Origin of the sequence: Flagellimonas aurea (assembly GCF_017313785.1) — a bacterium.
GTDB classification, from domain to species: Bacteria; Bacteroidota; Bacteroidia; order Flavobacteriales; family Flavobacteriaceae; genus Flagellimonas; species Flagellimonas aurea.
Genome location: NZ_JAFLNL010000002.1, coordinates 16866 through 31304, shown reverse-complemented (window position 1 = coordinate 31304; position 14439 = coordinate 16866). Strand labels below are relative to the sequence as shown.

General features: G+C 41.4%; 10 protein-coding genes. 6 read left to right on the top strand and 4 right to left on the bottom strand.

Going from position 1 to position 14439, the window contains the following annotated elements; all coding sequences use genetic code 11:
* Positions 1 to 38 precede the first annotated feature (38 nt).
* The 3 genes from J0656_RS03510 to J0656_RS03500 all read right to left on the bottom strand — a co-directional run bounded on the left by J0656_RS03510 (position 39) and on the right by J0656_RS03500 (position 5028).
* On the bottom strand, positions 39 to 1793 hold the full coding sequence (locus tag J0656_RS03510) for a serine hydrolase (protein ID WP_207031602.1): 1755 nt from the start codon (positions 1791 to 1793) through the stop codon (positions 39 to 41).
* A 267-nt stretch (positions 1794 to 2060) separates the two neighbouring features.
* Positions 2061 to 2645 carry a porin family protein gene (locus J0656_RS03505; protein ID WP_207031600.1) on the bottom strand — a complete coding sequence of 195 codons (585 nt, stop codon included), beginning with the start codon at positions 2643 to 2645 and terminating at the stop codon, positions 2061 to 2063.
* 187 nt (positions 2646 to 2832) lie between these two features.
* Positions 2833 to 5028 (bottom strand): transferrin receptor-like dimerization domain-containing protein, encoded by a 2196-nt coding sequence (locus J0656_RS03500; protein WP_207031599.1) that lies wholly within the window; start codon positions 5026 to 5028, stop codon positions 2833 to 2835.
* Between the two features lie 125 nt (positions 5029 to 5153).
* On the opposite strand from J0656_RS03500, the gene J0656_RS03495 reads away from it, so the two are divergent.
* From J0656_RS03495 to J0656_RS03480, 4 genes are read left to right on the top strand one after another with little or no spacing between them, the layout of a single operon-like run.
* Positions 5154 to 5735: a YdeI/OmpD-associated family protein gene (locus J0656_RS03495; RefSeq protein ID WP_207031597.1), complete on the top strand. Its 582-nt coding sequence runs from the start codon at positions 5154 to 5156 to the stop codon at positions 5733 to 5735.
* A 23-nt stretch (positions 5736 to 5758) separates the two neighbouring features.
* Complete coding sequence (locus J0656_RS03490; RefSeq protein ID WP_207031595.1) at positions 5759 to 6103, top strand: VOC family protein; 345 nt, start codon at positions 5759 to 5761, stop codon at positions 6101 to 6103.
* Positions 6100 to 6720 carry a YdeI/OmpD-associated family protein gene (locus J0656_RS03485; protein WP_207031592.1) on the top strand — a complete coding sequence of 207 codons (621 nt, stop codon included), beginning with the start codon at positions 6100 to 6102 and terminating at the stop codon, positions 6718 to 6720. The genes J0656_RS03490 and J0656_RS03485 overlap by 4 nt, the downstream gene beginning before the upstream one ends.
* A 36-nt stretch (positions 6721 to 6756) precedes the next feature.
* On the top strand, positions 6757 to 8034 hold the full coding sequence (locus J0656_RS03480; RefSeq protein ID WP_207031590.1) for an aminotransferase class V-fold PLP-dependent enzyme: 1278 nt from the start codon (positions 6757 to 6759) through the stop codon (positions 8032 to 8034).
* 124 nt (positions 8035 to 8158) lie between these two features.
* Here J0656_RS03480 and J0656_RS03475 read toward each other — a convergent pair whose 3' ends face one another.
* Positions 8159 to 10231 (bottom strand): DUF3857 domain-containing transglutaminase family protein, encoded by a 2073-nt coding sequence (locus tag J0656_RS03475; RefSeq protein WP_207031588.1) that lies wholly within the window; start codon positions 10229 to 10231, stop codon positions 8159 to 8161.
* Between the two features lie 195 nt (positions 10232 to 10426).
* Here J0656_RS03475 and J0656_RS03470 point away from each other — a divergent pair, with 195 nt between their 5' ends.
* Entirely contained in the window at positions 10427 to 12442 is a 2016-nt protein-coding gene (locus tag J0656_RS03470; protein WP_207031586.1) for a M13 family metallopeptidase, read from the top strand.
* A 281-nt stretch (positions 12443 to 12723) separates the two neighbouring features.
* Positions 12724 to 14412: a leucine-rich repeat domain-containing protein gene (locus J0656_RS03465; RefSeq protein WP_207031584.1), complete on the top strand. Its 1689-nt coding sequence runs from the start codon at positions 12724 to 12726 to the stop codon at positions 14410 to 14412.
* Positions 14413 to 14439: the final 27 nt, after the last annotated feature.

The window sequence follows — 14439 nt, the reverse complement described above, 5'->3', positions numbered from 1 at the left end:
TGTTCCAGTAAAGATACTTGTAATGTTATAAAAATGGGTCATTTTTTATCGTACGGAATATAATTTTCCCACTCCCAAGGGGTATAAGTATCCATCAAAACAACCTCTAGTAATTCCTTGAAGATACTGTTCCCGTTCTCAAAATTGGTCATAATCATTATTCCTTTTCCAGTTTCTGGAAATAAAACGGAATGGTGTACAAATCCACTGCCATGACCTTCCTTAAAAACTGCTTTGCCATAAGGTGTTTCAAAATAGCCCCAACCCAATCCATAACCTAGGTTGATATCATCATATTTATCCGTGATTTTGCCTTCACCCTCATAAAATTGTTTTTCTGTTCTGATACGAATATGTGGAGTGAAAATTTCTTCGTAGGATTCCTTACTGATCAATTCTTGGTTGAGCACAGCGGTGAGAAATTTGGTGTAATCCTTGGAAGTCGTCTCCAGAGTACCTCCACCACGGGGTTCATTGTCCTTGTCCTTTTTAAGTGCTTTCGCATCTTCATCGTGGCCCAATGCAAAATCCTTGTCAAATCTGGTTTTCCACTCGTAGGCGGAATTTTTCATGCCCAGAGGCTCAAATATATTTTCCTGGGCCAACTGCTCCAGACCTTTTCCTGTTAATTTTTCCAGTACTACTTGTAAATAAATAAAGCCTTCACCACTGTAACCAAACTTGGTACCCGGTTCCCAATGCGTTCGTAATTTATAATCCTCTTCGAACCATCTGTAATTTTTAAACCCAGTAGTGTGGGCCAGGCACATTCTAGCTGTTATTTTAGTGTAGAGCGAATCTTCCTTTAAGCTGGAAAAATCATCGTGCCAACTTGTTTGGGGTTCGTAGTCATATATTTTTTGTGGCAAGTAAGATTCAAGTGGCGTATCCAGATCAATAATACCCTGCTCCACCAGCTTCATCACCAAAACACCAAATACAGCTTTACTAAAGGAAGCCCCATAAATGTTGGTGGAATCGGTCAATGGAATACGGTTTGGATAATCTTTATAACCAAAAACTTTTTGATAGACGGGTTGGTTATCGTTAAAAACTGATATGGCAGTACCATATATTTTGGCATCATCCATCAATTGGTGGATTTTGGCGGTTACAGAGTCCTTGGTTACCACAGAACCGTCCAAACGTTCGATGGTTTCTTGCTTTTGAACAGCACAACTGCCCAGTAGCGTCATACCTATCAAAGCCATCAAAACAAATGTTCTGCTTTTCTTCAATCTGAGAAATGGAATGGAGAACGGATAATAACATTTATTTTTTTGTACTACATACACGATGTTGAACAACATTATCCCAATGCAAATCGGTACCACTGAAATAAAAATGAAAAACCCCCACTTTTCAATAGTCAGCAAGCTTACAAAGGACAAAATGGCCAGAATCAGTACTGTAATCTGAAAATTAATGACCTTGATGCCATGTTCATTGTACACAGGATTATCTTCCCGCTTGTGAATCCACAGAAAAAGTGGAATCAGTACATTTAATAGTGGTAAGATCAACCCGGCCAAGGGCGTTGCATGCATCAAGAGTAACCATTTCTTTTTTACGGTTTCTTCTTTTGGATCATCCAAAGCAACAAGCTCATCCACTTCAATATCCAGCGCAATGGCCAAAAGTTTGATGGTATTTAGATGAGGGGAGACCTCTTCCTTTTCTATTCGTTGAATGGTTCGGACGGTTACATTGGTTCTGTCTGCTAGTTCTTCTTGCGAGTAACCTTTAATTTTTCTTTGATATTTTAATCGTTCCCCAATTGATGAATTGTTCATGATATATGATTTTTAGTTCGGGAACAAAGTTATCGGAGCGTACATGACAGCGCCACGACATTTAGATGTCACCTTAGTGTCATACCCTATAAAAACAGTACCTCTTGAGCATTATTTTGAATACAGTTGAGTTTTGTAGATGAATTACCTGAAAGACTAAAATTACCCAACAAATGAATCATTAAAGCATTTTAAGCAAAAAAAACTCCATCTAAGTTAATAGATGGAGTTTCTCATTTCCTTTTTCAATTTTTTTTTACAGTTCTATTAGAACATAAATCCAAGACCTGCGGACCATACGGAGTTATGTACGTCCACATCCTCGATCATCTCGGAAAAACCATAAGAGTATCTTCCCTGAATAAAGAATCCTGATGGGAATTTATATTCTACACCAGCTGTTCCCTGAAAATCAAAGCTGTTGATGGAATCCGAATCAAAATCACCAGAATCCTCTCCTGGATCAAAATCAAGCTCTTCGTTCACTTTAAAACCAAACTGTGGTCCACCATGAATGTTAAGTCCATCAGCAATGTAAAACTTTAAAAGTACAGGAACCTGTATATAGTCAACCTGAAATTGTGCATCTGGTGTATCCGGTTCATCGGTAATATCAAAACCTTGTGCTGAGTAGAACACCTCTGGCTGCAATGACACATGGTCGGACAATGGCGCTTCGGCCAACAAACCTAAGTAAAATGATGTTCTTGAGTCTGGACTATCAAAATCATCACCTGCAACGGTAGCAAAATTGGCACCACCACGTACTCCTAGCTGTACATTGTTCGTATTCTGGGCGAAAGAGGTAAATCCTATAAACAGGACACCTAATAAAATCAAATTCTTTTTCATGATAAAAATATTTTGGGGTTTCTAATCCATCACGAAAGTAGAATGCGAGTTGTTTTTGAATTAATTCATACCAAGAAATTATTGACGCTAAAGGTCAGGCAACTAATTTTTAACTCAAGAAATACGGTATAAATACAACAGGAGTTTGCACAATAGGGTCAGGTCTAGGTTTTTCAGGAGAAACTAGCTACTGCACAATGCTATTCAGTTTCTGTACTTCGGCATTAAAATTCTTAAGGGTAGTGGCCAATACCCCAATTTGTTCCTGTGCTTCTTTCCATTCCTTCTGTTCGATGGCCTCGCGCACGCCTGGAAGTGTTTTTACCCCATACCCTGTGTAAAATCCAGGGGCATAGATCTGGTGCTTGAACCAGTCCCTACGGGGCAGACCCTTGTCCTGTAGCAATACCTGCTCCAAGCCCATCAACTTTTCGTTCAGTTGAGCCTTTTTGGCGCTGGACAAAGCAAGTACATCGGCCTTGGAAAAGGCCTCGATACTTTTTTCTAGTTCGGCAACCACATTTTGTATGGGCGAGAAGTCCAAATAGGGTACTTCTTCCTTCATTTTTGCGGGTGCTACTGGTTTTTTGGGGTCCATGGTCAGTTGGTAGGCATCTGATGCGACCAGTTTGTTGTGTTTTTCCACTTCGGCACGCATGCCCTCCAAGGTTTTCATCACTTCGCCCAAATAGCCTTCGATGGTGCTGTGCCATTGGGTGAGTTCAAACGGCAACACCTCGGCATTTGCCAAACGCAACGAAATACGCCCCGCTGTGTTGGCCAAGGCCACACCGTAGTCAAAACCAGGATCTTTAAAACGGGTGTAGTGGGTATAGGTATCGTAAATGGTGTGGTATTCCCCACCAGAACCTTCACCGCCGAAGCCCAGGTTCAACGAGGGGATGCCCGTATGCTGTATAAACGGGGTGTAATCGGACCCAGAGCCCAAAGCGGACAGTTTAAAGGAGTTGTCGCCACCGCGCATAACATTGGCAGCCTTGCGACGCTCCGCTACGGACACGCCTTTTTGTGGGTCGGTCACCGCATGGGCCACTTGGCTTACCATGGCCTGTAGGGAATGTGATCCTCCAGCACCCAAATAACCGCGGCTATTGCCATCTGTATTGATGTAGGCCACGGCCTTTTCTTTTAATTCGGGAATATGGTCCTCCACCCATTCGGTGGACCCGATCAGTCCAGGTTCTTCGGCATCCCAGGCACAGTAGACCAGTGTACGTTTTGGTTTATTGCCTGTCTTGGCCAATTGGGCCACTACGCGGGCCTCTTCCATTAAAGCGACCATACCACTGATGGGGTCACTGGCACCATGTACCCAGGCATCATGGTGGTTGCCACGGATCACCCACTCGTCTGGGAACTCGTCACCTTCCAAAGTGGCAATCAAGTTATGGGCTGGCTTCAATTGCCAATCGAACTCTAATTTTAAGTGCACCTTGGCGGGTCCAGGCCCGATATGATAGGTAATGGGCAAAGCGCCTCTCCAAGAAGCGGGGGCCACAGGGCCTTCCAATGCTTCCAAAAGCGGTTGTGCATCCTCGTAGGAGATGGGCAATACGGGAATCTTGGTAATGGTGGGCGCCTCTTCGCGGTCCAAACGCTTGGCATCCTTGGTGGCGGCATAACCAGGGGTCAACACATCACCAGGATACAACGGCATATCCATTACGGAACCGCGCTGTACGCCTGTTTTGTTCTTAAATGCGCCTTTCGGATAAACATCCCCTTGGGCGTAGCCATCATCCTCGGGATCGGAATAAATGATACAGCCAATCGCACCTTTTTCGGCGGCAAGTTTAGGCTTGATCCCTCGCCAAGAACCGTAGTATTTCGCGATCACGATCTTTCCTTTTACATCGATACCCAGTTTTTCGAGCTCTTCGTAGTCGCTGGGGATTCCGTAGTTCACAAAGACAAGTTCAGCCTCTACGTCGCCATCGGTGGAGAAGGCATTGTAGCTGGGCAGTAATTTGTCGCCCTGCGCGGTGTATGGGTCGCCCTCCACGGGAATGGCTTCCAGAGATGCTGTGTAGGTGGTGGGTGCCGTTAATTCCAGCAAACGAACCTTGGGATAGGGAAACAGCACGTGGTAGGTATCTATCTTGGTTTTGTAGCCCCAAGATTTAAACTGTTTTTCCATCCATTTTACGTTCTCTTCGCCATATTCGGTGCCTACCCAGTGGGGTTCGGCGGCCATGCGCTTCATCCATTGGTCGAGGTTGTCGGCGGAAAGTTGTTTTTCGTATTTGGCTTCGAGCTCTTTTTGTGCCTCCGAAGCTGATTCACTGAACCCAATGATTTTGTCCTGGGCCGAGACGCTGATTACTCCAAAAAGTAGGAGTAGGGAAAGTAATTTATTTTTCATTGTTTTGAATTAGCACTTAAATTTAAGGGATTGTTTAAAGGTAATGAAGCAAAAAGGAGAGAAGTGATGCCAAATTTTCAAAGAATTTGCATTTCCTTTGAAAGGAACCCTCAAAAATAAATATCATGAACCCAAAAGTTGATTTCTTTTTTGAAAAGCCATCCCAATGGCAAAATGCATTCAGGGAATTACGAAGAATTGCGCTCGACACAGGTTTGACCGAAGAGCTTAAATGGGGCAAGCCCTGCTATACCTTGAATGACAACAATATTTTTTTGATTCATGGCTTTAAGGAATATTGCGCTTTGTTGTTTCATAAAGGCGTTTTGTTGAAGGATACAGAACATATTTTAGTGCAACAGACCGAGAATGTGCAGTCCGCACGCCAGATTAGATTTACTGATGTTGAAGAAATTATAGAACAAGAAAAAATTCTAAAAGCTTATATCTATGAAGCTATTGAAGTGGAAAAAGCAGGTTTGGAAGTAAAGCTAAAAAAGACTTCCGAGTTTGATATGCCCGAAGAGCTTCAGAAGAAAATGGATTCGGATACAGAGTTCAAATCAGCATTTGAGGCATTGACGCCGGGTCGACAACGCGGGTATATGCTCCATATTTCCCAAGCCAAACAATCCAAGACCAGAATAACCAGAATTGAAAAATCCATCCCCAAAATTTTTGAAGGGAAAGGACATAACGAACAGTAGTTTTTAAATAAATCCTTGTAGCAATGCGTAGAATTGTTCCCAACATCCATTCCAATGACCTCGAAGCAAGCAAATTGTTTTATATGGATTTCCTAGGGATGGAATTGGTGATGGATATTGGATGGGTCATAACATTTGCCTCGAAAGAAAATCCAACGGCGCAAATCAATATCTTTAAGAATGATAAGCCCATAGTTGACGCATCCTTTATATCCATCGAGGTGTCCAACGTGGACCAATTGTACAAGCAGGCCCAAGAAAATAAGTTCAGTATAGTTTACGAATTAAGGAACGAGAGTTGGGGTGTACGCCGATTCTTTGTAAAAGACCCCAATGGGGCCACAATTAATCTTTTGTCACACCTATGAATCCCGAAATTGACTCGTATTTGCAGGAAGGATGCGGTAGATGTTCGCTGGTCGGCACACCGAATTGTAAGGTGCATACTTGGCAAGAGGAACTCAGATACCTAAGGCAACTCGTTTTGAGTTGTGGATTAACGGAGGAATTAAAATGGAAAGTGCCCTGCTATACCCATAACGGCCATACCATAGTTATGGTCGTGGCCTTTAAAGAAAGTGCGACGCTGAGTTTTTTTAAGGGGGCACTTTTAAAAGATGAACATGGGATTTTGGAAAAGCCTGGAAAGAATTCCCAAGCAGGGCGAGTGGTGCGGTTCACTCAAGTGGAAGAAATCGCTGCACTTGAAGATGTGTTGAAGGCCTATATTTTTGAGGCCATTGAAGCCGATGAAAAGGGTTTGAAGGTGAACTTTAAAAATATTTCGGAATATGATGTTCCCGAAGAGTTTCAAGAACGTTTGGATACCGATGCCGATTTGAAAGAAGCGTTCGAAGCATTGACTCCAGGCAGACAAAAAGGCTATTTGCTCTATTTTGCAGGGGCGAAACAGTCAAAGACCCGCGCATCTCGTGTGGAGAAGTATATTCCCAAGATATTGAAAGGACTCGGTTTTCATGACTGACGAACAATGTCAATGTTCAATCAACAATCAACCCATATGTCACAACGTAGAAAATTTCTGAAGCAGGGAGCAGCGGCCATGATGTCGTTACCGTTGATCTCTTTTGACCCCCAAAAAGATTGGTCCATCTCATCTCTAAAAACCAATGCACCCAAAGATGAGGCGTATTGGAAAATGGTCCGCAAACAGTTTCCCTTAAAAGAAGGCCAGACCTACTTTAACAACGGCACCATGGGACCGCCCCCAGGCTATGTACTCGACAAAATGTTCGACCACATGATGCACTGGAACGTAGAAGCGGCTACGGTGGACTATAAAAATGGTTCGGGACCCGAATTGTTGACGGGCTATTTTCCCTACGAAGACCTGCGTACCAAGCTGGGCAAGATCATCAACTGTGATTTCAAGGAAATTTCCCTGACACAAAACGCTACGTTCGGTATGAACTACGTGGGGATGGGCCTCAATTTACAGGAAGGCGACGAACTGCTCAATACCAATCAGGAACACGGGGGCGGATTCGGAGCCTGGCAATTGTTGGCCAAACGTAAAGGCTGTGTGTACAAACAGGCCACCATGCCCGAACTTGCGAACGACCCCCAAGAAATCGTGGATGCCATTTTTAAGGAAGTCACACCCAAGACCAAAGTAATAGCCGTACCCCATATAATTTCAGGCTTCGGAACCGTAATGCCTGTGAAGGAAATCTGTGCGGAAGCGAAAAAACGTGGCATTTTCACCGTTTTGGATGGTGCTCAATGCGTGGGGCAGATACCCGTGGATGTTAAGGACATCGGTTGCGATGCGTATTACTCCAGCCTGCACAAATGGTTGTTAGCTCCTTCGGGCAGTGGATTGCTCTATATCAATAAAGATGTAGTGGGCGATATTTGGACCACCATTGCCAGCTATAATTGGGACAATCAAGAGGATCATGGTTTCCGTTTGATGCAGAACGGAACGGGAAATGCAGGACTGATGGCGGGGTATGATGCCGCTGTGGATTTCTTCAATACCATTGGTCATGATGTATGGTTGGCCCGTGTGAAGGAACTCGGCAAATATCTCAGGGATGGCCTTAAGGAAATAAAAAACGTCACGTTTTATTCATCTACCAACGAGGATATGGCGGCAGGAATCACCACCTACGGGGTTACAGGCATGAGCGGCCCTGACCTGCAAAAATATATGTGGGACAAGGAACGTTTACAGCCCCGTTCGGTAGGCAACGAAATGATACGGCATTCCGTTCATATTTATAACTCCAAGGAAGAAATCGATAGGGCTTTGAGTCTTGTCAAAGAACTAGCTTAGCTACCAATAGATTAAAAATTTGGACATTATGTAAATTGAGGTTTCAACCTCAATTTACATGGTTCCACATGCGTGACCGAAAGGATTTTCAGAGTTACAATTTTAACTTGTCGACCATCCTATATTAAGACGGATTGGCTGTTTTACGTTTATTATACCGGACAACAAGAATGATTATCAATGCTATCAATCCAACAGGGATGGCAATTATGATTCCAATACCAATAATGGTTCCCAAGGAGTAGCCCAAGGAGTAGGTTGAAGAGGAAAGAGTATCATTGCTGGTGAAAATAAGGTATCCGATGTTTTGATCTAATTTGACCATATCGTTGTAATAGGTGTCAAATCCTGAAACAGGGACATGGTCATTTTGATGTTTATAGTAATAATCCAAATCAATAATCTTTTCCTTTGCGTCATACTTGGAATTAAAATCATAATAAAAATAATCTGAATTAATAGTCACATTTTCAGGTTTAACCCTTATGGCCTCAGCTAATTTAACTTTAATATGTTCCTTTCGAACGAAAGGATAGGTAAGTGCATATGGTGTTAATCGCTGCAACTGGGTTGGCATGCTTAAATTGGAGATTAATCCGTTGGGAAAGATTGATAAATTCATAGTGTTTGTCTTTTCTACGGATGGGCTCCAAATGGAGTCCAAATGATAACGCTCCAACAACAGGAATTCATTTTTGATGGTATCATCTTCAATGGTTGGAGGAGCCAAAGATGAAACCTTCCCATAATTATCTGAGTAATAGGACATCAACTCCTGTTGAATAAGGTCTTTACTATTATTTCGAAATATGGAACGCATAAAATCGGCTTCACCTTCGTAGTATTGCGTACGAACCTCTAGGTCAGCACCCAAACCTCCTTCTTCCAAGGTGAAGGTGCTAAAAGTTTCAATCATATTACTTCGAAAATCAGTTATGGTGTCCAAGTCTGACATATTTTGGTCCAGGACCAAACCATATCTATAATCTGGTATATAAGTATTGGCATAGGTGCCACCTTGGTCGGTAAGTGTTGGGTCGTACCATAAAGTTGAACCATTTTTGTCCACCACTTTTACAATACAATGATCAAATATTTTGGATGATGGAGAAAGATTTGGCAACTCCCGTTTTAGGGTAGTATTTACCAATGTAGGGTGGGCCTCAATACCCATTTGGTTGAGCATAGTGGCGAAAAGAACACTTTTGTCCTTACAGTCACCGAAACGCTGTTCCATGACCTTGTTCGGAGGGTTAGGTTTATATCCTCCTATACCTGAAGAAATGGCAAGATATCTCACCTCATTTTGAACGAATGATAAAGCAGATTTAATACGCTCCCCTTCCGTTTTATTGTTGATCTCAATTTTAGAAATGGCTTGTTGAAGCTCTTGGCTCAAAGGTTCTTCAAAAGTGAAAATATTTTCACCCCAATCGATGACTTGGTCCCAAGAATCATATTCGGTAACCAAAACAGTTTCATTTTGGATATACCAAGACGGTGTTTGTTCCTCCATTAGTATTGCGGGAACGCTTTTTTGGAACCATTTATAATGGTTAATGCCCCCTTTTTTCTCAAGGTCAGCCACCAAATCCGAATTGAGCATTTTATAATGTAACGGATTTTTGGAAAAAACATGTGCTGAAATTCGGTCTATAGGTTGGGTAGAATTCAAAACGAAACTAGTGGAGAACTTATTCTTTTGAATAGGGTTAAACCCCTTCACACTATAACTATAAACAACAATATCTCCAATTCTCACATCTGGTATATTCACAAAAGCAGAAATGGAACCATCATAAATATAACTTTCAGCATTGGTTTCACGTCGGGCGGTTTGAATATCCTGTTGATTTAATCTATTAATCCTTTTCCCATTTCTGATTACATCGATATGATGGAACCTTAATTCTTGGTAGCTGGGGTCGTAATCTGCAACAACACTAGAGATAGTTTGTATACCACTGTACTCTACGGCCTTTGCTACATTTTTAATGTAAGCTTCCTCACGGTCAACATGTACTTGTTCGGTATACAACAGAACATGAGTGCCTCCATAAAGGCCATTTTCAGGCGCTACTGCATTAGGGTTGTATTCTTCGTTAATTATCCAAGAAGGCTCTTTGGTAATTGAAACTTGACAGTAGGGGAGATAAAAAGATAAAAATAGTATGATTAGGGTAATTGGCTTATACATTTGGTTAGTTTGATAATGGTTATGTTACCCTAAAATAGCAAACAAATCTAATTAGTCAGAAATTTCTTGGCTCAAATGGTCCATAATCAAATATTCTACCCTTAAGTTTTTATAAATTCCTTAACTAATTTTTGGCATGCTTGCCAAAGAACAACTTTTGATAAATAGGTATATTTGAGTAAATATACCAACCCTATGAAATACTCAATAACAATGGCCCTCGCGGGCATGCTGTTGCTATCTTGTCAACAGGAAAAAAAGCAAGAAAAAGAACCGTCCAAAATTGCGTTTACAGTAATCACGGAGTCCATAAAACCGGGCGACAATTTTTTCGACCATGTGAACAAAACATGGTACGATACCATCCAAATTGCCGATGATCAGGTCGGTGTAGGCTCCTATAGTTTCTTAAACATACCACAGCGCCAATTGCTGCAGAATATTTTGGAAGAAGTTTCATCCTCCGAGCACGAAAAAGGCACCGTGGAACAAAAAGTGGGTGATTTCTTTGCATCAGGGATGGACACGGCTACCCTTAACCAACGTGGATATGAACCCATAAAGCCTATTTTGGAAGAAATCGATGCAATTACCACCAAAAAGGAGTTGGTCGATTTTGTCACTGAACAAATTTCCAAGGGAAATAATTCCATCATGGGACTGCGTGTGGCACCCGATAACAAAAACAGTCAAATCAATATTTTACATGCCGGACAATCAGGTTTGGGACTGCCGGACAGGGATTATTATTTTAAGATAGATGAATCAACAGTTGGCATTCAGGAAGCTTACAAAACTTATTTGGCAACCTTATTCGATTTAACGGATATTGAAGATGGTGCCGAAAAAGCAGAAACAGTGTACGAAATAGAAAAACAACTGGCAGAATCGCATAAGACCCGTATCGAAAGAAGAGACCCACAGGCCAACTATCATAAATTGGCGGTTTCTTCTATTACTGCATCAAACCCTAATATTGATTGGGCATCTATGCTTACAAAATTGGAATTAGAGGCAGATTCCATCAATGTGAGACAGCCCGCGTATTATGATAAGTTGGACAATTTGCTTGGAAGCCTTTCTGTGAATGATTGGAAAACCTACCTAAAGGCGCATACCTTGGAAAATTATTCCAGATTTTTGAGCGTGCCGTTCGAAGATGCCCTCTTTGAATATAACAAGGTCTTGTTGGGGCAGTCCGAACAACAACCAAGGGCACAGATCATGGCCCAACAGGTTGATAGGAATCTAGGCTTTGCCTTGGGACAATTGTACGTGAAACGATATTTTGATGAAGCCGCGAAGCAACGGGTATTGGATTTGGTAAATAATCTTCAAAAAGCCTTTGAAAACAGAATGTCCGAACTGGACTGGATGAGCGATAGCACCAAAACAAAGGCCAAGGAAAAATTGTATGCCATCACCAAGAAAATTGGATATCCAGATGTTTGGAGGGAATATGATGTTGAAATTGCAAGAGACCAATACTTTGAAAATGTGGTTGCCCTACAGGAAAACAATTACCAGTATAACGTCCAATACCTTAACAAGCCACCCAATAAAGATGCTTGGGGCACAACGCCATCAACCGTAACCGCGTATTACAATGCTTCTTTAAATGAGATTGTTTTCCCTGCTGGGATTCTACAGTTCCCTTATTTTGACATGGCCGCTGATGACGCCGTTAATTATGGCGGTATCGGAATGGTAATCGGTCATGAACTTACCCATGCGTTCGATGATAATGGTTCGCAATACGATGGCGAAGGAAACCTGAAAAACTGGTGGACCAAATCAGATTTGGAAAAATTCAAGGGCAAGACCCAACAATTGATTGATAGATACAGCTCTTTCACCGTATTGGACACAGTGCACCTTAAGGGCGCCATGACCATTGGTGAAAACACAGCCGACAATGGAGGAATCGCAATTGCTTACGATGCCTTTAAAATGACGGAGCAAGGACAGGATACCGTAAAAATTGGAGGGTATACACCCGATCAGCGATTCTTTTTGTCCATTGCCCGTATTTGGCGCGTAAAAGTACGTGATGAGTTTATGAGGAACTATGTGAATACCAATTCGCACTCTCCTGCAATTTGGAGGGTAAACGGTCCTTTGATGAATTTTACTCCGTTCTACGAGGCTTTTGATGTAAAGGAGGGAGAAGAAAACTATAAACCAGAAGAGGAAAGAATAAAGATCTGGTAAGAAATCATATCTTGATTAAAACATTAAAGCGCACCATTGGGTGCGCTTTTTTATTCAGGTATAGTATGCATCTAGATGGATACATCGGTATTTCATCTGAAAAATACAGTGTCTCGCGACTAACCAATCCATATTTCAAAGAAAAATCCTACTTTTAGAACGCACATTAAATTAAAATCAACCTTAACCCTGACCATGAACCCCTTCAGAAGATTCTTTCTGTACGACAATCTTGCCCTGCTATTCAAGTTGCATGTTAGGTTAAGTAACCTTCCTTTATCATGAAACAAACTTTCTATTTACTATTGTTGATCATTTTTATGGTTTCCTGTTCAGAGAGTGAAGGCCCTATCGGCCCCGATGGACCGGAAGAGCCACAAGCAGTGGAACAAGGAGGACAATCCTTTAGTATTTTCAATAAAGAAATAACGGCCAAAACTGCTTCCAGTGTGGGAAAGGTATACGTACCGGTATATGCCTTTATAAGCATTGAAACCGACAATGGTGTTCAAGTACTCGATTTTGAAAAGCTGGATGTTCTTGCCCTAGGAGATGGTTATGTGACCGAAGAAGTTATGTTGGACCCCGGCACTTATAACCTTACAGAGTTTGTCCTGGTGGATTCTGATGACGTAGTGGTTGCTTTGGTTCCCACTGCGACCTCTGCCTTATCTCGGTTCTCGGGAACATCGTTGCCCTATAGTTTTACGGTTCAGTCAGCGGATTCCGAAACCACAACTGTTGAAAATATTGGGGCGGATGGTTACTCATTTGTCGAATTTGGTTACGATGAAGCGGGACTGCCCTTTCCTGATTCCGAAGACTTTTTTACAATGACTGTTGATGATTCAGCGGTTCTTACCTCCAAAACAATTGTTTTAAAGTCATTGACCGGTTCAAAATATACCATTGATTGGGGAGATGGAACCATTGAAGAGTATGTGTCTACCCTAAACACAATTAATATTGAGAATGAGCTAGTTCATCAATACCAGGAGAACGGCATTTATGAAATAAAAGTAACTGGAGCTGTTGAGGTCATAGAATATTTAAGTTTTAACAACAGTGATCAAGAACAAAACTTTGAAAGCAATATCACATCCGCAGAAATCGATAAACTGATTTTGCTGAAAACATGCGAATTTTATGCAGGAGCACTGACATCATTGGACACTTCCAATAATATTGCGCTGGAAAAATTGAGTGTTGGTTATAATCAGATAACAAATTTGAATCTTTCGAATAATGTGAATTTAAAAACGCTTTGGGCGAGACATAACCAGTTGACCCAAATAGATGTCACTGAAAATGCTGATCTAGAGTCCTTATTTGTGTCCGGAAATCAAATTTCAAGTTTGGATGTTTCCAACAATCCTATGTTAAAAGCCATTCTAGCGAGTGAAAATAATTTTACAACTTTTGATTTTACCAATAATTCAGTTCTTGAATCAATTGATTTAAGTGATAATTCATTGACCAACATTGATGTTTCACAAAATTTAAACTTAAGTCAAATCAGAGTGGGCAGAAATAACCTTACGGGGATTGACCTGTCCAAGAATTCCGAATTGGGAAGTCTAGAATTGTATGGAAATCAAATAACCACGATTGATTTAACGGCTAACCTAAAGCTAAGACAGTTGTTCATGGAGAATAATTTGTTGACTGATTTGGATTTGTCACAAAATACAGAATTGGTAAGTTTGAATATAGAGAATAACAACATTAGTCAAATCGATATTACCCAAAATCCCAATATTTTTGTTTTTGAAGTTGGCGGCAATCAGTTTCTGGGACCAGAGCTGGACCAAATGATTTCTTTCATTTACGATCAAGCCGTGCTAAATTCAACTACTTTCGGTTATATCGATTTCCAAAACAATCCAGGTACAAATTTGATAGACCAAACCACCCTTGCTAAAATCAATGAATTAGGACTAGATTACGATTGGACATTCAACAATAATTAAGGAAAGGCCGAAATAAAAATAAAAAGG